Here is a 20,945-nt window from a genome sequence, read left to right on the forward strand (position 1 = left end):
CCTTTCTTTTATTTAAAAAATCCCTTTTGAAACGGGAAGGATAAAGAGCATCGAAATGCTTGGAGCCTTGTTGTGACAATATGCCGTTCCGCTTTCGTCAACATGACGAAATAGGCAAACAGGCCGTATGTCCCCGTCGCAGCAAGCGCCGTGACAAACAGGGACAGCAGGCTGTCGATTGCAAATAAGTATTGAAGAGCGTAACAGACAGCCAAGGTAAATGAAGCACCGGCAACCGGCCTGTATATACCTTTATAAAAAACCCTTTTTCTTTCACCCGTAATCTTTGACGCATAAATCGGAGTGAAGACGACATTTTTCAGCATTAAAGCTGCCGCACCGGCCAGCGCAATTCCGTAAAGGCCGAGTCCCGCCGGTCCGCTCAGCACGATGGCAAGCAGCAAATTGACAACGCCGAAGGCAACCGTGGTCAGCGCCGGTGTTCTCAGCTTGTTATAGGCGGTAAAAATATAAAAAAGCGGCGCCGGGCTTAATGAAACAACCAAATAACCCGCATGTATCAGTAAAAGCCATTTCAAATGTTCGAATGAAGGGCCAAGCCACAGCGACAGAAACGGGCCGGCAAGCCCGCCCAGAAGCGCAGCCGGCAAAGCGAGCAGAATGCCGTTAATTCTGACGGCCTGGTTGGCATAGCGGACGAGCCCTTCTTTGTCGCCTTTTGAATAATAGAGTGTAATCGTAGGTGAAAATACGGCCGCAAGCGTTCCCGAAAGCGTCCGCAATAACAGCGGAAACTGAATGATCGCGGCGTACATGCCGGATTCGGAAACCCCCAGCATCACATTCGCCACCATTAAATCGATTTGCAGAAACAGCAGGACGCCGACTTGGCTGACGGAGCTCCATCCTCCCGCCTGAAGCAGTTTTTTGCACTTTGCAAACGACATATCCCTCACACGAAACGTAAACCATGGGATCAATTTCTTAAAGAAAAAGACCGACAGGATGCACGCCGAAGCGGTTGCGATAAGAGCGGCGAGCTGAATGTGCCAGATCTTCGGTGCAAACCACGCGAAAATCAACAATACGCTCAAGACGCGAATCAGCATTTGGACGGCCTGGATCGTGCTTGTAATATAGATTTTATTGGCAAAAAACGGACCGGCGGCAAATCCCGACATCACAAAGGTCAATAAAAACAGCAGGCTCCCGATCAAAAGCGCGATCTGCACATCCCCCAAAAGACCGGCGGGAACGCGAATGATCTGATCGATAAAAAACACCGTGCCGCCAAGCGGAAAAAACAAGATGACCGAAAGCACCAGTGATGAAACGATGTAGGTATTCATATAGCCCCTCGCTTCATCAAGCGCCCCCCTGTGGGCGGAAACAGAAAAAAACCGGACAACGACCGCGCTCAAGGCAACCGTAATAATCGAAAAGTAATTGATCATATTCTGCGTGAGATGGACAAACCCAAACGCCTCAACACCGAGGTTCTTGATGACATAAGGCGTCAGCCACATCGAAAACAGCACCGATAATAAAAAAGACGCCACATTGGCGCCGAGATTCAAAATAAATGTCTTATTCAAAAGGCTCATCCCTTACTGGGCAGATTTCGTTTAAAAAACAATTCGAGCAGGATCGGAATATTCAGCTTGCATAGCAATAAAACGAGCCGTTGGCCGATTAAAAGATTGCGGTTGCGGAGAGACGTTGATTTGACGCACGACTGCACCATCCGGTAAGACAAAATGTCTTTAATGTGCCGCCTCACCTGCTTTGAAGGCTTCGGTTCCGCACAGGCATTGGCTAAAAGCATCGGAATTTGATGTTTGCATGTGTACGTTTCCAGATCGTCCGCACATTCATCCAAAAGCTGAAACGTCTCATAGAATCTCCTTTTCGCCCGGTACTGCCTTTTCAGGCTTTCGTCCATGTACGGTTTAAACGGCACCTCCGTCAGGCTATCCGGATTGCACCTGTACATGTAGTAGCCGTCATCGATCGCTCTTACCCGTTTCGCTGCATAAAAGGCGTACAAATTGAACGGCGAATCCTCTGCAAAACGAATGTCTTCAAAAAAGTACAACTGGTTTTTCTTCAGCAGATCGCGCCTGTACAAATTCCGCCACACATACCAGATGAAGCGGGTTTCGTGCGCCTTTTTGAGCTCGCGTTTAATATCCCAGCTCAACAAGAGACGATCGGTCGGCAGCGGCGGCGGGAAATAGGTGTCTTCCGCATCGGAATGTTTATGATACCCGCACATGACGATATCAAGGTCGTCTTTTTTGGCAGCGGCGTACATGTTTTCAAACATGGCAGACAATACAAAATCATCACCGTCGACAAATCCCACATAATCTCCTGTCGCGGCTTGAAGACCGGCATTTCTCGCCGAGCTCAGCCCGCCGTTTTTTTTATGAATCACTTTCACTCTGGCATCCAGGCTGCAGTACTTTCTCGCTATCTCCCCGGATCTGTCGGGAGAGCCGTCATCGACAAGGATGATTTCAATATTTTTCAGCGTCTGCCTGCGCAGCGAATCGACGCATTCTTCTATATAATCTTCGACATTGTACATCGGAACAATGATACTGACGAATGGCTTCATTGGACATCACCCATAATTTTCTGTCTTAAATCTGTGAAATAATGCTCCCTTGACGGAGTCTCACGATACGAATCACCGGTCTTAATCAGCTCTTCAATTGCGCCGAGAACCTCTGCCGCATCGGGATTTTCCACAAGCTTCATCGAAGGAACGCTTTTCAGCCAGCGAAAGCCTTCAAGCACCTTATGATCAAAAGAGCGGATCACAACGCACGGCGTCCCTGTAATCGCACAAAAAATCATGCCGTGCAGCCTGTCTGTCACAACGACCTCCGCACCTCTCAGCTGATCCCAAAGCCGATTCAGCTCCTTCTCGCGGGACATGCGGCTGACCCTCCTGCCGATCGTCGTTGTAAAAGTTTGCACGCCGCCGTATTCGTCGCCGACAGCCTTCATCAGTTTTTCACGCTCTTCCGGTCTGAGAAAGCTTTCTTTATCCTCTCTTAAACAAACCAGCACACCGTCTCTTTCAGACTGCTGTTCTTTCTTTAAATAAAGCACCATATCAGGCTGCTTCACAATCGTTTGCTTTGAAAAATGCTGTTTCATAAATTGATAGGTTGTATCATCGCGCGCCATCATAAACAGCCGACGATGGGAGTTGTAGACTTTTTTCGCTCTTTTCAGCTCCTTTTTGCCGCGGGGCGTCTCGGAAAAGTGCGCGGTGGCTGGGAGCTGGACAATTTTATAATGCTTGAATGTTTTGATAATAAAGCGCCTCGTCCATTCCTCATTGCGGTACAAATCCCCCATGTTTCCTCCGCCGATGATGAACACCATATCCTCGGGGTGGCGGATGCGCATGAGGGCTTTTGCATGTTTGTAAATATCGTTGATGCCGATTTCAATTAATTCAAAATCGGGAAACTCGTTTTCTATGAATGTCCGGCTTGCCAGGGCAATCGCGTGATCTCCCAAATTATCATGGGACGGAATTAAAGTCAGAATGATTTTTTTCTTGCCTTTGTATTGATCAAAACGCTTCAAACCCGGCGTTCCCATCACATATTCAGAAGGATATTTCACCTTGAGCAAAAGCCATTCTGCAAGATTGATCTTCAGTTCCTGAAAGGTCATTTCCTCACCGCCTATTTCTTCATTCTGTGCTCGATCATTTTCTGGTAAATGGCCGCAAATCCATACACTGCCGGCATAAACCGCAAGCGAATCAGCATAAGGAGAAGCTTCTTCTTCGAATCGAATGCCGACATGTCCACCGCGGGAATTTTCCCCCTGAATTCCGGACAGGCGCATATGCTGCGGATATTTTTATATTTTTCTATTGAAGGATTTTGGTTTCGGCTCTTGCATTCATTTAAAATACTGATGCAGCCGTGGTTGACGATAAAGACGTGCAGCGCCTCCTTTAAAGCCGGAAGCTCTCCGTGCTTTGTCAGGCAGTCAAGGTTCGCTTCATAAAGAGCGAGCCCGTCTTCAAACAGCCCCGCCTGATACTTTTGGACGATGGACGACAGGTGGACCCTGTAATGATAAAGCGGCTTAGTCACGAACGCCGCCGTATTCGCATATAGAAGGCATCTGAAGCTGAAGTATTGATCTTCGATGTTTTCCAGCTCGTCGCGCAGCGGGAAAACGAGCTTATGCTGCTCAATTAGGCTCCGCCTGTAGAGCTTGTTCCAGGAAAAGCCGCTTACTTGACCCTTTAATAAAGCTTTTATGAATGCCTCTTTCGGCTTTCCTTCATAGTTTTTCCCGATGTCCGGGCAGACCGTTTTTCCGGTATCCTGAATTTCGACGGCATAATCACAGATGACAAGGTCGGCATCCTCATCCTTTGCTTTTTCATACATAGATTGGCAATAGTCCGGCTCAATCCAGTCGTCGGAGTCGATGAATGCCAAGAACTCGCCTGACGCCGCTTCGATCCCTTTATTGCGGACAGCGCCGAGGCCCTGATTCTCCTGCCGAATCGTTTTGATGCGTCCGTCCTTTCGGGCGTAATGATCAATGATCTTCTGGCTTCCGTCTGTTGAACCGTCATTAACGATAATGATTTCGATATTTTTTAAGGTCTGGCTGATCAGCGATTGCAAACAATTCGGCAAAAAAGCTTCTGTATTATAAACAGCGACCAGTAGACTAACTGCTGGATTTTCCAATGTGATGACTCCTTTGTCGAAATTTTCACAAGATATTCCGCTATTCAACGTTCAAAAATCGTTCTGTAAGGCAATACCGACGAGTCGAACGGCATGAGCATAAAGCTGTATAAGAAGTAACAGATCAAAATCAAAACATACAGAAGCGCGTTCGATTTCGGTTCGAAAATCCGTACAAAATAAGGAACGAGAATCAGCTGATAGAGCCCGAAATAAATGTTGAACCTCGCAAAAATGACATCCTTTGTCGCCAAAATTCCGAACAGGAAACCGATCAGACAAAGGTTGACGATATAATCGACTTCGGGCCAGCGTTTTCTGAGCTGCTCCCTGAAGCAGAATGCAAGTACGAGCGGGAGAAGAAGAACGATGATTTTAATGGCGTTCATGCCGTTCGTATTTTTCATCAGCCATTCTTCGTAATGTCCGTATTGACTGTTTTCAAGCACGACAAGGAATACGGACAAAAATTTTTGATACAGAAAAGTTCCCGCCAAAAATAAGAGCATGAGGCACCAGAGGACAGGCGACCACGCTTTTCTTCTGACGATGAAATAGACAGGAATCATGATCAAAGCCGAAGAATGAAAAAGCGAACAGATCAGCACGACGATCATATAGCGCACCAGCTTCCCATCGATCAGATACCGGATCGCCCAAAACAGAATGGCCGCCGCCATGTATTGGCGAATACCGTTAAACGAAGCGTAATAGTGAAACATGCCGATAAAGAGAAACATGCTCAACTCAAACGGCCTTCCATACACATATAGCGTCTTGACGATATAGATATAGGTAATCGCGGCAACGACGGCAAACATGAGCGCCGGATCGGCTGAAATCTGGTTTAATATCCATAAGAGTGCGGTAAATCCGGGATCTGTCGACGACTTATCTGTTCCGAAACCGAAGATCTCCCAAATGTTGTTGTATTTTCCGGCTAATTCGTAAAGCAGCATATAGGTGTGGTAATCCGTTCCGACCTTGTATCTTAAGCCGGCAACGATAATCAAAGACGCGAGCGGAACGACGGTGAGGATCGCATTCGGACGGTAGCCCGTCGGCAGCCTGTGATCTTCCCTGCCGTACATTTTCGCAAACCATGACCAGATGAAAACAATCCCCATATTCAACATGTAAACAGCCATACACTCACTGTCCTTCTGCCGCGGAGATTGAATAGATGTCCATCAGTCTCGCCAAATTTGCTTTTGCATCATAGCCTCTCTCTGCCAGGCTTCTCTCAATCTCCGGCCATGCAGGCTTTTTCGCCTGAGCGGCACGGCTGATATCCTCAGCCCACCGTTCAAAGCCGGCATTTAAGCTGAGACGGGTCAGCAGGCCGAGTCCCAAATCGGTTTCCTCTGTAATATGGTCTGATACAATACAAGGAAGCCCTGATGCCTGCGCTTCGACGAGTACGAGAGGGAGCCCTTCAAACAAAGACGGCATGGCAAATACATCAAACGTCTGCATGAGAGCCGGGATATCTTCGACGACGCCGAGAAACAGAATGTCGTCTTTTACACCGAGAGCGGCGGCTTTTTCTTCCATCTGTCTGCGCAGCGGACCATCACCTGCGAACACCGCTTGAAAAGGCGTGCCCGATTTCTTGAAATGAGCGGCAAGCCCGAGCAGAAACGCGTGGTTTTTCTGTTCAAAAAAACGGCCGACATGTCCGATAACCAATGCGTCTTCCTTGATGCCGAAGCTCTTTTTTGCATCCGTCTTTGAAACGCCGTTCGCTTCTTTGAAGCGGTCAAGTTCAATCCCGTTTTGCAAAAGATGGACCGCGTTTTCGCCCATCTTTTTTCCGCCGAATAAAAAACGCCCGGCATCTTTGCCGCAAGCGCACAGAGCCGTAGCACTGGAGAAAATCAAACGGCGGAATGCGAGGAGCTGCCATGTATCCCAAAACCGGGGGTTAGGCTTCCAGGCCGTGTTGTGGGAATGACAGACCCTCACCGGAACGCCGGCGAGCTTGGCCGCCAATGCGGCAAACCCCGTCTGAAAATCCGTATGGGCGTGCACGGCGGCATACGGCCCTTTCTCAACCAAAATCCTCCTGATGTTTTTGATGTAGGCGAGAGGCCCCGACCGCCCGATGCTTGGTACATAAAACACCCGGCCGCCGCGCGTGATGATCTCCGGATCATAATCGCACGTTTCTTCCCGGTGGGAAATAAAATCAAATTGAATATGCCGCCTGTCTGTATGGCGGTATATATTCATAATCATCGTCTCCGCTCCGCCGCGGTTCATTCCGCTTACGATGTGAAGCACCCGTTCTGGTCTCACGCTTCCGTCACTCATGTTTTACGACCCCTCCGCCTTCATTCATCAATCTTCTTTTATGGTATTTGTTCATGATAAAAGGAGGCATGAGCCCCCTGATGATGGGTTTCATCATATAAATGTAGTCTGAGAGCGGCAGCTTCAGCCGTCTGCAGGCGGCAAAGACGATAAACGCATTGTCAATCGAGTAGCTGAACTTTCTCCTTTTAAACGCCGATTCGTCTTCCCTTACTTTGTATAAAGCTTCCTGAAGGTTATAGCCCGTGTAGCCCGCTTCAAAAAAACGGAGCCACAAATCGATATCTTCCATCCTTCTTGTTCTCCGGCCGACCCGATAGCCGTCCAGCGCCTCGTACACTTCCGCTCTCATCATGATCGTCGCATGGCAAAACGGCGTTCCTTTCGCCATGATTCTCGGCCCGGGAGAGGGAGGAAGCATTCTGACGCCTCTGATCCCGTTTTCGTCGAAGGCCATCATTCCGCTGCCGACGACATGATAATGAGATTGTGATTCAAGAAATGCGACCTGTTTTTCAAAACGCCTTGGCAAAGAGATGTCATCTCCGTCCTGGCGCGCGATATATTTCCCGCCGGCGTACCGGAGACAGTGGTTTAGCGAAGCAGCCAGCCGCTGATTCTTCTCGTTTTTAATCAGCTTGATCCTATCTGCGTAATGATCGGCATACCGCCTTGCAACAGCATATGTCCCATCTGTTGATGCATCGTCGCATATAATCAGTTCCCAATTTTTATAGGTTTGATTTAAAATCGACTCGATGCTCTCTGCGATCGTGTCCTCACAATTGTAGACTCCCATAATGACAGAAACTTTCGGCTTTTGACCCCCTGTCATCCTTTCAGCCTCCTTTCAACTGTTTCATGATCCATAAAGGAAGAGTAAATGCCCGCCATTTCTTTGACGGTGCGCTGCTGGGAAAAAGCGGCGGCCGTTCGTCTCCCCGCGTCCCCCATCTTTTTTCGCAAAGAAGGCAGACGGTACAGCTGCAAAATTCGGTCGCTGAACGTTCCGGCGTCTCCCTGCGGAATCAAAAATCCGTTCACGCCCTCTTGAATAACTTCCCGGTGTCCGCGGTTGTCCGCTGCAACGGCGGGCTTTCCTGCCGCCATTCCTTCCAGGAGGTTCATGCCGAGCCCTTCCCTGATGCTTGAAGCGACAGACACATCGGCAAGCTGAATCCATTCGTGGATGTTTTTTTGAAAACCTGCAAACGTGACGGTCGAAGAAACGCCTTTTTGTTCAGCGAGACTTCGGTATTTTTCTTCCATCTGCCCTTTTCCTGCAAACACGAGCTTTAAGTTTGGGGCTCTATCTTTTAAAGCAGCCGCCGTTTCGATGAGCAGCGCCTGGTTTTTATTCGCGTTCAGTTCCGCGGGATATATGAGAATAAAGTCGTCTTCTTTGAAACCGTATGTTTTCCTGAGCAGCATTTTCTCTGTTTCGCTGACAGGATGAAAGCGCTCGGTATCGACGCCGATGCCATGAATTTTTTCTGTTCGCAACGCCTTGCGCAAGCCTTTTGCAAGGACGAAATCTTCTTCATTGATCGTGATTAGGCAATCGGTCAAAGCGGACAGCCCTTTTTCAATCGGATAGTATAGCAGCCAATTCTTTAAAGGTGCACCTTGGCAAAAGTGAAAACCGTGAGCGGTATAGATCACTTTCGTTCCCTCTTTTCTCTGTTTCCGGGCCGCAAGCCTTGCCAGCACGCCTCCCATCGGCGTATGGCAATGAATGATGCTGTACCGGTTTTCGTCAATGATGCGCGCCAGCTCCCGATAGGCTGCGATATTGCTTGCATTCAGAGGAGAACGCCTGATGTCGATATCAAATTTTTTGTCTGTATAAGGCAGTGCCATATCTCCTTTTGCGGCGATATGAACGTTCCACCCCTGCTCTTTAAACCATTTTAAATATGGGAGGTGGAAGGCCTTGAAATGGTAATCCACAGTAGCGCAAAACAAAACCGTTCTTGTCATGTTCTTCCCCCTAGTGCGCTGTCACCAGCTTTTTCTCATGCTGGCCGATCGCTTGGAACAAGCGTTCTCTCAGCTCGCGGTCTGACAAATACATAAATTCCTCCATGAATGTCTTCAGCACCGTTAGCTCGACGTCGACCGCCTTGCCGATATGAATCTTCGGAAAAACCTGCTCTGCCAGCACTTCATTTTGATTCAGCAGCTCTTCGTACATTTTTTCTCCCGGGCGGATGCCTGTAAATTCAATTTTGATCTGGTCTGTCGTATAGCCGGAAAGCTGGATGAGATTTTTGGCGAGATCGACGATTTTGACCGGTTCGCCCATATCGAGCACGAAAATCTGTCTTCCTTTGGCAAGCGCCCCCGCTTGAATAACCAGCCTTGAAGCTTCCGGAATCGTCATGAAGTACCTCGTCATGTCCTGGTGTGTGACAGTGACCGGACCGCCTTTAGCGATTTGTTTTTTAAAAATCGGAATGACGCTTCCCCTGCTGCCGAGAACATTTCCGAAGCGGACGGCGACAAATTTGGTTTTGCTCGTTTTGCCGAGATTCATGATCAGCATTTCTGCGAACCGCTTCGTCGCCCCCATGATATTGGCAGGGTTGACCGCTTTGTCTGACGAGATCAGGACAAAAGTTTCCACTCCGGTTTCGTCGGCGGCTTCAGCGACGTTTTTCGTACCGAGGATATTGTTTTTGACAGCTTCTTTCGGGCATTTTTCCATCAGCGGCACATGCTTGTGTGCAGCTGCATGATAAATGACATTCGGTTTGTAGCGTTCCATCAGCAAAAACATTTTCTCTCTGTCCTGTATGTCGGCGATTTCCGGATAATAAGCGACATGCTTTCCAAACTTCTCCTCCAGTTCCAGCAGAATCGAATGAATGCTGTTTTCTCCGTGCCCGACTAAAACAATCGATTTCGGTTTAAATTTGCTGATTTGCCGGCAGATTTCCGAGCCGATTGAACCTCCGGCTCCCGTCACGAGAACGACGCGGTCCTTGACCGTATTGGAGATTTCGCTTGTATCAAGCTGGACAGGCTCCCTTCCGAGCAAATCTTCCGCTTTGACATCGCGAAGCTGGCCGACAGGATGTCTGCCGAGCAAAATTTCGTCTATTTTCGGCATGATTTGCGTTTTGATCCCCGTTTGCGCACACGCCTTGTACATGTCCTGCATCTGAGTGACGCTTAAAGATGGAATGGCGATGATGATCCGGTCAATATTCCACTGCCGGACCGCCTGCATGATCTGCTCTTTTCCGCCTAAAACGGGCAAACCCATGATTTCAAGCCGGTATTTCGTTTTGTCATCATCGATAAATGCGACAGGCTTAATGTTCAATTCCGGCTTTTGCACAAGCTGTTTTGCGATCAAACTGCCGGCAGAGCCGGCTCCGATAATCAGCGCTTTTAAAGATCCTTTGCTTTCTTTGTTCACCTGTTCCCTGATGATGCGCCACATCATCCGCGACCCGCCGATCAAGATCAGCTGGAACAGCCAGCTTAAACATAAAAGGCGAACCGGAACGTTTTGAAAGAAAAACAGTTCGAGGACCGCCGTCACAAGATGGGACAAGGTAATCGATTTAAGCAGCACATATAATTCACCGATGCTTGCGTACTCCCACACTTTTTTGTAAAGGTGGAAGCAATGGGCGAATAAATGCTGAGCGCCAAGCAGTATCAGTGAAGTCATCAGCAGCATTTCCGAAGGGTATAAATCATATGATGGCGAAATCAGCTGATATCCGATAAAGATGGACAGCAAAACCAAGTACGAATCGAGTGCGGTAATAATGGAAAGCCTTCTCCGATATGTCAATTTCCTACCTCCTAATGTATCTTTCTAGCTGATAGGATCTTTTAGGGCAAAATCCCATGAGCTAAAAAGATACGGGCGATTTTCAAATTTAAACCGAGCACGTCAATTAAATAAAAATGGGCATTTAACCCGTCCTCACGCTCCGCCATCGACGACTTGCGTCTAAGGCAGACGGGTAGTCTGCCCACGGTAGAGCCGAGTGCCTCCATCGGTAAAGGCAAGGAGACATCACCTAAAGCGGCGCAGCCGCTTCAAAAGATTACATGGTTGCGTAATTATACTGACGCGCCTTCTTCACTTTCCGCCCGTTCAACACGGCGCCGAGCAGTTCGCTTTTTGAAGAATTCAGCGCGTCCCGCGACTTGATCGCGTTATCAAGCTTTGTTTTTCCGCTGAGGATGACAAGGATGCTTCCATCCACTTGGTTCGCCAATATTTGCGCGTCTGCGACCGGCAATAGCGGCGGTGAATCAAGGATGACTAAATCGTACTGGTTGTACGCTTCAGCAAGCAGATCCTCCATCGCCTGCGACGACAACAACTCGGACGGATTCGGAGGAATCGGACCGCTTGTCAGCACATGGAGATTTTCCGCCGGGCTTTGCTGCACGACATTTTCCAGCGTCGTTTTTTTCATCAATACATTTGTGACGCCAGAATGATTATCGAGCTCAAAAATTTTGTGAATCGTCGGCTTTCTTAAATCCGCGTCGATCAGAAGGACCTTTTTTTCCTGTTGCGAAAATACGACCGCCAAGTTTGAAGCCGAGAATGATTTGCCCTCTCCCGGGAGGCCCGATGTGATGAGCAATGATTTAAACGGCTTCTCAAAGGATGAGAACTCAATGTTGGTCCTGATCGTCCGATATTGTTCGACGATCGGCGCATTAGGCTGATGCAATGCGACAAGCGCCGATTGATATTTGCGAGAGCGTTTTTTTCTAATAGCCAAGCGGCTCACTCCTTCCTGCTTTCACACGGATATTCATATCGGGGTCTCCGCGAAACAGACTTTTTGTATGCTTCATTTGCTCAATACTTCCCAAATAAATAAATCCCGCTTCCTTTTCGACTTGAGACGGCCTTGCAACCGTATCATCGATAAAATCCAAAAAGAACGCCAAAGCGATTCCGGTCATTATTGCGGCGCCGAATGCCAGCAAAATATTCATTTTGTAATTCGGTCTGACAGGAGTCGGCGAATCGACGATGTCGGCTTTTGAAAGGACGGTTATCCGATCGGTGTTCATGATTTGCTTAATCTCTTTTTTAAGCACCGCTGTTAGCGTGTTCGCTATATCGGCTGCCCGTTTCTGATTTTCGTCTTGAACTGTAATGTTAATAATCTCTGATTCGCTTTCACTGCTCGTTGCGATTTTTTCACCCAACCGGCCGGCAGAGTAAGGTAAATCAAGCTCTCTCTTGACTTGCTCCAAAATCACCGGGTTCTTCAGAAGCGCTTGGAATGTCCGCGTGTATTGCAGGTTGATTTGAATATCGCTGTACGTGGCGCTCCCTTTTTTCTCTCCTACTTGATGCACCAAAATCTGCGTCGATGCCTGATAGACAGGTGTCAGCACATAGAACTGAATGATTCCGGTCGTCAATGTTACACCTATTGTCAAAACGAGAATAAGAACCGTTCTTTTTCGCAAGATTGCAATCAGTTCTCTAAAATCAATATTTTCTTTCATGCTTGACTGCCTCCTCAGGAATGCCGTTTGTTAATGATTGGATTATAAAAGAAAAAATTTGAATTGAAAAATGCTGAATTTAGCTATATAGTTCTTTTTAGAGAACAAATCCGTTCGTTTTCTTTTATTTTCTGTCGATATCTTAAATTTTTGAATTTTATAAAGAACAAATTATTTCTTATAATGAACAGGAAAGCGTTTTTATATGAATGGCAAGGGGAAGAGGAGGAATCAGTATGATCGGAAGAGTCATCCGAATGTACAGAAAAAGAAAAGGCTACTCCATTAACCAGCTTGCTGATATAGCAGGCGTATCAAAATCATATTTAAGTAAAATCGAACGCGGCGTTCACAGAAATCCGTCAGTCGAATTCCTAAAAAAAATCTCCCGTGCGCTGAAAGTGGAATTAAAGGAATTGTTTGATACCGAAGTGATCCTTTATCGCCGGACCGAGCATGAAGACGAGTGGAGAACCCACCTTGTACAGGCCGTGCAGGCGGGGATGAACCAGGAAGAACTGTTTCAATTCACACACCGTCTCAAACAAAAAAAGAAAGAACGGACGCTTTATCGAAACAGGGAGCTGACCCAAGCCAATATCGACGAATGGAGAGCCCTTATGTTGGAGGCCAAAGAAATGGGATTAACCGTCAAAGAAGTAGAAGCGTTTTTGATGAGAACAAAAAACCATTAATTCATCCTGCATTCATATTTAATTTTTTAGAAGATAACGGGAGCTTTTGACTTGAACCATTCATCCGGATATAAATCCACATTTCCATTTCAACTTGCCTAAAATTCGGAATAATCGCATTAATAGATATCGCCCGATCATGAAGATCCATGTCTATAGCTCCGTTTTCACCTGTTTGCCTTATTTTTTCATGGCAGTCTTTAAGAGACTTTTTACTTATGTTTATATATAAATGAAGAAACTCGGATTTTGACCTTTCGCATCTTCCTCCAAGGCATGCAAATTCTGTGTCTTGCGGCTTATATCAAGACCTTTGTCACGGCCCGATTCCTTGAATAGGGATGAAGCGTTTTTGTTGAATCCAAGCTGGCTGTTCGTTAAGATGAATAAAATGGAAGAAGGAGATGGAATCATGAAAGTATTGGTACTCGCATTTCATCCGAATATGGAGCAGTCAGTTGTGAACAGAGCATTTGCAGACACATTGAAAGATGTACCCGGCATTACATTCCGCGACCTTTATCAGGAATATCCTGACGAGGCCATTGATGTGGAAAAAGAACAAAAACTTTGTGAAGAACACGATCGGATCGTCTTCCAGTTTCCGCTTTATTGGTACAGCTCGCCGCCACTTTTAAAAAAATGGCTGGACCACGTTTTTCTCTACGGCTGGGCATACGGAACAAACGGCACAGCGCTTCACGGCAAAGAATTCATGGTCGCTGTATCGGCGGGCGCTCCCGAAGAAGCCTATCAGGCCGGCGGGTCAAATCACTATACGATCAGCGAACTGTTACGCCCTTTTCAGGCGACAAGCAACTTCATCGGTACTACATACCTTCCGCCGTACGTCTTCTATCAAGCAGGCACGGCCGGAAAAAGCGAGCTTGCTGAAGGTGCGACACAATACAGGGAGCATGTGCTGAAGTCATTTTAAATGAGAAAAGCCCGGCTTATGAGCCGGGCTTGTTCCTTATACTTGAATCTGTTTCACTTTTCCCAATAGGAATAAATAATTTAAAATGGCAATGACGATCAAGGCAGCTGAAAAAAGGAGCGCTGGCACGAAAGAACCCGTTGCGCCAACGATGAAGCCGGTAATGATGGGCCCGACCACTCCGCCCATATTAGAGACTGTATTTTGAATACCGGCAACCATCGACGTCATATTTTTCGGAGCCACATCCCCCGGAAGCGCCCAGACTTGGGACGCGGCGACAGTCGTTCCCGATTTCGCTACACAAAGAAGGATGACAGCCAGGATAGCAGAATCTGCAAAAGCGGCAAAACCGATGCACGAAGCCATGGCAAGCCCGATAATTAAAAACAGTTTCCGGACGGCTGTCAGCGACAGTTTTCCCTTTGCATATATCCGGTCGGACATCCACCCGGCTCCGACTTCAACGACCATTGCAGTCAAAAGCGGCAGAGACGCCATAATCCCCATCTCGATTAAATCCATGCCCCTTTCTTTGACAAGGTATGTCGGCAGCCATGTGATAAAGAAGTAAGAATTATAATTGATCATGAAAAATCCGATGCACATCGCCCATATGTTTCGATATTTGAATAGCTGATACCACTTCAGCGGCTGGCCGCCGCCCGTTTCTTCCATGTGAGCCTGCCCTTCCCAAATATGAGCCAGTTCCGCCTCATTGACGCGCTTATGATCTGCGGGATTCTCCTTAAAGAAAATCATCCAGACAATTCCCCACACGACACCGACAAGTCCGATCAAAAGAAACGTCAGTTTCCAGTCAAAGACCGCTATCATCCAGGCGATCAAAGGCATGGCAACAGCTCCGCCAAACTTTGACCCGCTGTCAAAAATTCCGGCTACTGTCGCCCTTTCTTTTTTCGGAAACCATTTGGCGGCGATCCCCGCATTGCTCGGATATGCAGCAGCCTCTCCGACTCCCAGTGCGACCCGCAGCCCGAGCAGGGATTTGAAGCCTGTCGCAAGACCCGTCAGCGCCGTAGCAACAGACCACCAGACGACCGCAAAACCGAGCGTTTTTTTCTGGCCATACTTGTCGGCCGCCCAGCCTGAAGGCAGCTGCAGCAAAGCGTACGACCAGAAGAAACCGGACATGATGATTCCCATTTGGCCGGCTGTCAAGTTGAATTCCTCGGTAATATAAGGAGCGGCAGCCGAGAGCACTGTCCGGTCAATATAATTGATGGCAATCGCAGCCCACATCATAAACGCGACAACCCAGCGTACATTTGACTTTTTTTGAATCGGGTGATTCAACATGTTATCCACCTCATCCCATTTGTAGAAAACGCTTTCAAATCATGATGCAGGGCATGAATGAAAACACATTCACAACCCGTTGACGACAAACTCCGGTTTTTGTTTGTCGATCAGTACACTAGCGATGTTTTTGACGCATATCATCCCAAGGTTCTGTACGGCATCTCGGGTGTACCCCGCGATATGCGGCATGGCGATAAAACGGTCCAGCTCAAAGAGAGGGTGCTGCTTCAGCGGTTCGGTTTGATACACGTCAAGCGCAGCCCCTGCGATGCTCCCGTTCGCCAAGGCATCATATAACGCACACTCAGACACGATGCCTCCCCTTGAAGCATTGATCAGATAAGATGTTTCTTTCATAGCGGCTAATTCTTTTTCACCGATCATGTTTTCCGTTTCGGCTGTGAGCGGCATATGAAGGGTGATAAAGTCGCTTTCTTTCAAGAGGTGATCAAGCTCCGTAAATTGGATGTGATGATCGGCTGCGAATGCACGATCGGGAAACACATCATAGGCTAAAACAGTCATATTGAAGCCTTGCGCCCGTTTGGCGACTTCTTTTCCGATCATGCCAAGTCCGACGATGCCGAGTGTTTTGCCGTAAACGTCAGATCCAAAAATCCTCGGCCATTTTCCCAGCTTAGTCTCCCTGTCGGCTGCAGGAATCTGTCTTGCAGCCGATAGCATGAGGCCGAATACAAAATCGGCGACTGCATGCTTGTTGGCGTTGGGAGCATTCGTCACCCAGACATTGCGCTCTTTCGCAGCGTGCAGATCAATATTGTCGACACCGACGCCATGTTTGCAGACAATTTTTAAAGAAGGGAGACGATCCAGGACATACGGCGTAATCTGGTTAAACGCCACGATCGCGGCATCCGCTCCGCCTGCTGCTTCTATGAACTGCTCCTCGGTTATATCTGCAGGAAGGCGTTCCAGCGATATGCCTTTTTTCTTCAAAAACAAGACGGGATTGTCTGAGTATTTCGCAAATGACGGTGATGTACATACGACTTTCATAAGATGCACCAACCTTCTTTCATTTTTCTACGATTTGGGCGCCAGCTCAGCGGCTGACCGCAAAGCAGCGAGCATGCTTCTTTCATCGGCTTTGTTCTGCCCCGCAATGTCAAATGCGGTTCCGTGGTCGACAGAGGTGCGTATGATCCCGCCGTTTAATCCGACCGTAATGTTGACGCCCTCTTCCAACCCGAGGACTTTGACCGGTATATGCCCCTGGTCGTGGTAGCAGGCTACGACCAGGTCAACATCTCCTCTGACAGCTTTGTAAAACAGCGTGTCTGCGGGGTATGGGCCGCTGGCATCAATTCCCTCAGCTGCCGCCTGCTCAATCCCCGGAAGCAATTGCCGTTCTTCCTCGCCGCTTCCAAACAGGCCGTTTTCCCCTGCATGGGGGTTGATTCCGCAAACAGCAATTTTCGGCTGTTCGAATCCGGCTCTTGTCAATGTATCATGTGCGAGACGGATGACTTTATAGGTCCGCTCCGGCGTAATCGACTGAATCGCCTCGATCAGCCCTTGATGCGTTGTCAGGTGAATCACCTTCAGCTTTGGCGAAGCCAGCATCATGCTGTAGTCTGTCGTATTCGTTAAATGAGCGAGAATTTCCGTATGCCCCGGGTATCGGTGTCCGCCTTTATGCAGCGCCTCCTTATTTAAAGGCGCTGTGCAAATCGCTTGAATACAGCCTTTTTTAGCGAGCTCAACCGCTTTTTTCACGAAATGAAAAGCGGCGTTTCCAGCTTCAGCCGATACCTTTCCGACAGGCAGGTTTTCAGGCAGCAGATCGATATCGAGACAATCGATCTTTCCATGTACAAAACCGCCCTCGTCCGGATGCCCGACCTTGTTAATGACAACCTCTGATCCGATTTGGAAGGCGGCTTTTTTCAGCATTTTCATATCGCCGATGACGAGCGGCCTGCACATGTCATACACTTCGCGGGACTTGAGGGCTTTTACGATAATTTCCGGACCGACGCCTGCCGCGTCGCCCATTGTAATGCCGATAACCGGTTTCTTCATTGTTTATCCTCCTTGTAGCTTGATTGCCGCACTTGCCATCACCGAACGCGAGCCAAAATTTCCGGCCTTTGTCACAATGTACAATTCTTCACCGGCTGCTCCCAGCGGAATGCCGGGCTCTACTTCGTCCAGCAATCGTATCTCATGAATCCGAAGCTGATGCAGCACTTGGTATGCCGTGTCACCTCCGGTTAAAAACAGACGTCTCACATGAAAGGCTTGAATCAGCTCGCCCGCCAATTCGCCTAGTGCACCGGACACCGCATTGCTCGTTTGAACCGGGGTGAGTCCGCGGCTTTCACCAATCTTCTGTGTCTCTGCCGCATTGTCCGAGGTGCAGAGGACGATGTGTTTCGAACGGCGGCGGACGTCCGCCGCCCTCTCCTTCAGCCGTTCGAACTCGTTTCTTTTCTCAGCTCCGCCGCACAGCACGCGCTCTGATCTCATTTCAATTTTTTCAGCCGCACGTCCGGCGAATAGTTCGTGAAGCTGTTCCCTCCCCTTCCGACTCATGCTTCCGACGACAAACATGATCGGCTGGTCGGAAAACGGAACGGTTTGACCGAGCTCCCTTTCTTTCAGATTGAACGCTTTGGGCAGGCAGCTCATCAAGCCTGCCGAACCGGCTAAAATGATAGAATACGGCAAACTCTCCAAAATAAGCGCCAGATCCTGCAGATCGGATTCGTGAACCGAATCGGCCGTCACATATGAAATCCCTTCCGCCCGAAAGCGTTCCAGCTTGTTGCGAACATGCCCGTGTCCGCGGCGGATGTCTTCATATGATAAATGTCCGCTCTTATTTCGAGTCTGCTTTTCTATTAATCTTTGAATATTCGACTCGGCTACAGGCGTTTTCGGATCGTTTGCCGCTTCGGTTTCTTCAAGCTTTACGCCGTTCACATAATGGACGCCGCCGATAACCTGACGTCCGTTTTGAGGGTAGCCGGGAGCGATCAGCACAAAATCCGGCTGAAACACTTCGTGCATCGCTTGAAGCTCGGCTCCGATATTTCCCCTCATCGTGCTGTCGATTTTTTTGTAGACGATATCAAACGATTGCCGGGAGATGTGTTCACTGATGTTTTTCACAGTCGCCTTCGCCTCTGCGGCTGACAGCGATCTGCTGTCCGTATTGAAAATAACGACGCCTTCCGTTTCCCGTCTGGTGAATTCGGCGTCGAGTTTGACGGAAACATCCATCCCGTAATGAACAAGCTGACCGCCGCAGTCGTTCGCTCCCGTCAAATCATCCGCGATGATTGCAATTTTCAAATGTCTTCATCCTTTAGTTGATTAGTTTTCGATAGATGTCTTTTATATTTTCCAGACTGAGCGGTTTCGGATTGTTATGAAGCAGGCGCGTCACTTTTGAAGCTGAGTCGGCTAAATCGTCCACGTCGCTCGCGGTTACGCCGAACGCTTTCAAATCCTGAGGAATATTCAGCCGCTTCGTCCACTCTCTTATTTTCTGCACAACAGCCTCAGCCGCTTGTTCGGCGGTCAAATCAGATGCAGCGATTCCCATCGTTTCTGCCGCAAGAGACAGCCGTTTTGTAATGGCATCCATATTAAACTCCATCACATGCGGAAGGAGCATCGAATTGGCGACACCGTGGGGAATTCGGTATTTCCCCCCAAGCGGATAGGCGAGGGCATGAACGGCAGCAGTACCGGCAGCCGTCAGCGCCATTCCGCCATACGTCGAACCGAGCAGCATGTTTTCTCTCGCTTGTATCGATGAACCGTTTTCATACGCTTCCACAATACTTGCCGAAATCAATCTGATGGATTCTAAAGCGAACATATCGCTGATCGGGTTTGCTTTCGTCGAAATGAACGATTCAAGCGAATGGGTGAATGCATCCATTCCGGTAGCCGCCGTAATTGATTTTGGCAATCCAAGGGTGATGATCGGGTCAAGAATGACAAGTTTCGGCAAAAGAAGCGGACTGACGATGCCGACTTTCACTTCCTCTTCGGGAAGCGTAACGATCGCGTTCGGCGTCACCTCTGCGCCTGTCCCCGAGGTACTCGGAATCAGCACGGTCGGGATTCCCGGCTTTTCGACCAAATCTGTCCCGAGCAGCTCCTCGACCTTTTTTGAATTCGTTTGCAGCACGGACAATATTTTCGTTCCGTCCAGCACGCTGCCTCCGCCGATTCCGATGAGAATGTCGTATCGTTTATCACGGATTCCCCTAAATACGTCTTCAATATTTTGTGCGGTCGGTTCCGGCAATATGGCTGTGCAAACATCTGACTGAATGCCAATCTCTGTAAGCTGAGCCTGTACTTCTCCGATCGCGCCAAGTTTGACAATCGACGGCTGGGTAATAATCAGCGCCCTGTCCGCCTTCGGTACAATCGTTCGTACATGATCTTTGAGCCTGCGGATGGAATGTTCGCCCGCAACGATATGATCGGCTGTCCGAAATTGATAATTCGCTGGCATTCTTGAAACCTCCCTATTTTGATTGATAGTAAGCGACCATTTTTTCGACCTCCAAGAGCGCCGAACCGGCCAGCTCTTGGACGGGCGCTTTCGGCGGGCCTACAGGGATTGAATAAAGCCCAACCGCTTTTTTCAGTGCCGCCGGGATCGTACCTAAACGAAATGTATCGCGAAGCGGCTGAAGCTCCAGCTGGGCAGCCTCCGCCTTTTCAGTCTCACCCTCTGACCAATGGTGGTAAATCGACGTTACGATATCAGGGAGCATATTTGCTGTTGCTGCGACTGCTCCCGCTCCTCCCGCTTGAAGCGTTTTCAATATGAGCGAATCGGTGCCTGCAAAAACGGAAAAGTCCTCATTTTTCGTCTGCTCGATATACTGCTGTATGTTTTCAAAGTTTCCGCTGCTGTCCTTAATTCCAACGATATTATCCACTTTCGCAAGCTCTGCCACTGTTTCTGGATCTAAATGGAAACCTGTTTTTGAAGGGATATTGTACAAAAGGACCGGAAGTGAAACGGATGCCGCAATTGTTTTATAATGCACCGCCGCTTCTTCCTGTGTCGGTGGAATAAAGAATGGCGTGATGACCGACAGTGCATCTGCGCCAAGTCTCTCCATTTCCTTAGAAAGCCAGATCGCTTCTTCTGTGCTGTTTCCTCCGCTCCCTACCATGACGGGAACGCGTCCTGCCGTCTCTTGAATGATGATTTCTGCAACTTTCAGCTTGTCTTCGGTGTTGAACATATGAAATTCCCCGTTGGTACCCAACGCAAAAAGCCCGTGTACATGAGCATCGATCAAATGGTTTGTCAGCTGTTTCAACGCCGATTCATCAATGCTTTGATCTTCTGTGAGCGGTGTCAGCATAGCAGGATAAATCCCCTTTGGTACGAATCCCATGATTGCCTCCCCTTCCTGTAAAGCGTTTTCAAAAATGATTATATACATAAATGTTTCAATAATCAACGTTATTTAT

Annotated in this window: 19 protein-coding genes; 2 read left to right on the top strand and 17 right to left on the bottom strand. The window is 48.4% G+C overall.

Annotation, left to right across the window (positions count from 1 at the left end; genetic code table 11):
* Nucleotides 1–8: 8 nt before the first annotated feature.
* From MHB72_RS18900 to MHB72_RS18950, 11 genes are all read right to left on the bottom strand, one after another.
* Complete coding sequence (locus tag MHB72_RS18900; RefSeq protein ID WP_254121903.1) at nucleotides 9–1,565, bottom strand: MATE family efflux transporter; 1,557 nt, start codon at nucleotides 1,563–1,565, stop codon at nucleotides 9–11.
* Nucleotides 1,562–2,581: a glycosyltransferase gene (locus MHB72_RS18905; RefSeq protein WP_020453023.1), complete on the bottom strand. Its 1,020-nt coding sequence runs from the start codon at nucleotides 2,579–2,581 to the stop codon at nucleotides 1,562–1,564. Before MHB72_RS18905 ends, MHB72_RS18900 begins: the two co-directional genes overlap by 4 nt.
* Nucleotides 2,578–3,657, bottom strand: coding sequence for a polysaccharide pyruvyl transferase family protein (locus tag MHB72_RS18910; protein WP_020453024.1), 1,080 nt, complete (start codon nucleotides 3,655–3,657; stop codon nucleotides 2,578–2,580). The genes MHB72_RS18905 and MHB72_RS18910 overlap by 4 nt, the downstream gene beginning before the upstream one ends.
* A gap of 11 nt (nucleotides 3,658–3,668) precedes the next feature.
* Complete coding sequence (locus MHB72_RS18915; protein ID WP_020453025.1) at nucleotides 3,669–4,700, bottom strand: glycosyltransferase family 2 protein; 1,032 nt, start codon at nucleotides 4,698–4,700, stop codon at nucleotides 3,669–3,671.
* A 44-nt stretch (nucleotides 4,701–4,744) separates the two neighbouring features.
* On the bottom strand, nucleotides 4,745–5,848 hold the full coding sequence (locus tag MHB72_RS18920) for an EpsG family protein (protein WP_216919468.1): 1,104 nt from the start codon (nucleotides 5,846–5,848) through the stop codon (nucleotides 4,745–4,747).
* Between the two features lie 4 nt (nucleotides 5,849–5,852).
* Nucleotides 5,853–7,013, bottom strand: a complete 1,161-nt coding sequence (locus MHB72_RS18925; protein ID WP_026580135.1) for a glycosyltransferase family 1 protein — start codon at nucleotides 7,011–7,013, stop codon at nucleotides 5,853–5,855.
* Nucleotides 7,006–7,848: a glycosyltransferase family 2 protein gene (locus MHB72_RS18930; RefSeq protein ID WP_023856332.1), complete on the bottom strand. Its 843-nt coding sequence runs from the start codon at nucleotides 7,846–7,848 to the stop codon at nucleotides 7,006–7,008. The genes MHB72_RS18925 and MHB72_RS18930 overlap by 8 nt, the downstream gene beginning before the upstream one ends.
* Nucleotides 7,845–8,993, bottom strand: coding sequence for a glycosyltransferase family 4 protein (locus tag MHB72_RS18935; RefSeq protein WP_025810732.1), 1,149 nt, complete (start codon nucleotides 8,991–8,993; stop codon nucleotides 7,845–7,847). Before MHB72_RS18935 ends, MHB72_RS18930 begins: the two co-directional genes overlap by 4 nt.
* A gap of 10 nt (nucleotides 8,994–9,003) precedes the next feature.
* Nucleotides 9,004–10,821: a polysaccharide biosynthesis protein gene (locus MHB72_RS18940; protein WP_020453030.1), complete on the bottom strand. Its 1,818-nt coding sequence runs from the start codon at nucleotides 10,819–10,821 to the stop codon at nucleotides 9,004–9,006.
* Nucleotides 10,822–11,080: 259 nt separating this feature from the next.
* Nucleotides 11,081–11,773, bottom strand: a complete 693-nt coding sequence (locus tag MHB72_RS18945) for a CpsD/CapB family tyrosine-protein kinase (RefSeq protein ID WP_020453031.1) — start codon at nucleotides 11,771–11,773, stop codon at nucleotides 11,081–11,083.
* A complete protein-coding gene (locus MHB72_RS18950) occupies nucleotides 11,763–12,515 on the bottom strand; it encodes a YveK family protein (RefSeq protein ID WP_025810730.1) in 753 nt (250 codons plus the stop codon). The genes MHB72_RS18945 and MHB72_RS18950 overlap by 11 nt, the downstream gene beginning before the upstream one ends.
* Before the next feature lie 236 nt (nucleotides 12,516–12,751).
* Here MHB72_RS18950 and slrR point away from each other — a divergent pair, with 236 nt between their 5' ends.
* A complete protein-coding gene (gene slrR / locus MHB72_RS18955; protein ID WP_023856335.1) occupies nucleotides 12,752–13,210 on the top strand; it encodes an HTH-type transcriptional regulator SlrR in 459 nt (152 codons plus the stop codon).
* Nucleotides 13,211–13,622: 412 nt separating this feature from the next.
* Nucleotides 13,623–14,147 (top strand): NAD(P)H-dependent oxidoreductase, encoded by a 525-nt coding sequence (locus tag MHB72_RS18960; protein ID WP_026580139.1) that lies wholly within the window; start codon nucleotides 13,623–13,625, stop codon nucleotides 14,145–14,147.
* A 36-nt stretch (nucleotides 14,148–14,183) separates the two neighbouring features.
* Here MHB72_RS18960 and MHB72_RS18965 read toward each other — a convergent pair whose 3' ends face one another.
* From MHB72_RS18965 to dapA, 6 genes are all read right to left on the bottom strand, one after another.
* Nucleotides 14,184–15,467, bottom strand: coding sequence for an MFS transporter (locus tag MHB72_RS18965; protein WP_216919466.1), 1,284 nt, complete (start codon nucleotides 15,465–15,467; stop codon nucleotides 14,184–14,186).
* Between the two features lie 69 nt (nucleotides 15,468–15,536).
* Nucleotides 15,537–16,487 (bottom strand): phosphoglycerate dehydrogenase, encoded by a 951-nt coding sequence (locus tag MHB72_RS18970; RefSeq protein ID WP_216919464.1) that lies wholly within the window; start codon nucleotides 16,485–16,487, stop codon nucleotides 15,537–15,539.
* 27 nt (nucleotides 16,488–16,514) lie between these two features.
* Nucleotides 16,515–17,513 carry a 4-hydroxythreonine-4-phosphate dehydrogenase PdxA gene (pdxA, locus tag MHB72_RS18975; protein ID WP_216919462.1) on the bottom strand — a complete coding sequence of 333 codons (999 nt, stop codon included), beginning with the start codon at nucleotides 17,511–17,513 and terminating at the stop codon, nucleotides 16,515–16,517.
* Between the two features lie 3 nt (nucleotides 17,514–17,516).
* Nucleotides 17,517–18,788: a four-carbon acid sugar kinase family protein gene (locus MHB72_RS18980; protein ID WP_023856342.1), complete on the bottom strand. Its 1,272-nt coding sequence runs from the start codon at nucleotides 18,786–18,788 to the stop codon at nucleotides 17,517–17,519.
* 13 nt (nucleotides 18,789–18,801) lie between these two features.
* Nucleotides 18,802–19,968 (bottom strand): iron-containing alcohol dehydrogenase, encoded by a 1,167-nt coding sequence (locus MHB72_RS18985; protein ID WP_216919460.1) that lies wholly within the window; start codon nucleotides 19,966–19,968, stop codon nucleotides 18,802–18,804.
* A gap of 13 nt (nucleotides 19,969–19,981) precedes the next feature.
* Nucleotides 19,982–20,869, bottom strand: a complete 888-nt coding sequence (dapA, locus tag MHB72_RS18990; RefSeq protein ID WP_214485299.1) for a 4-hydroxy-tetrahydrodipicolinate synthase — start codon at nucleotides 20,867–20,869, stop codon at nucleotides 19,982–19,984.
* Nucleotides 20,870–20,945: the final 76 nt, after the last annotated feature.

Source organism: Bacillus sp. FSL K6-1284 (assembly GCF_038002625.1).
Taxonomy (GTDB): domain Bacteria; phylum Bacillota; class Bacilli; order Bacillales; family Bacillaceae; genus Bacillus; species Bacillus paralicheniformis.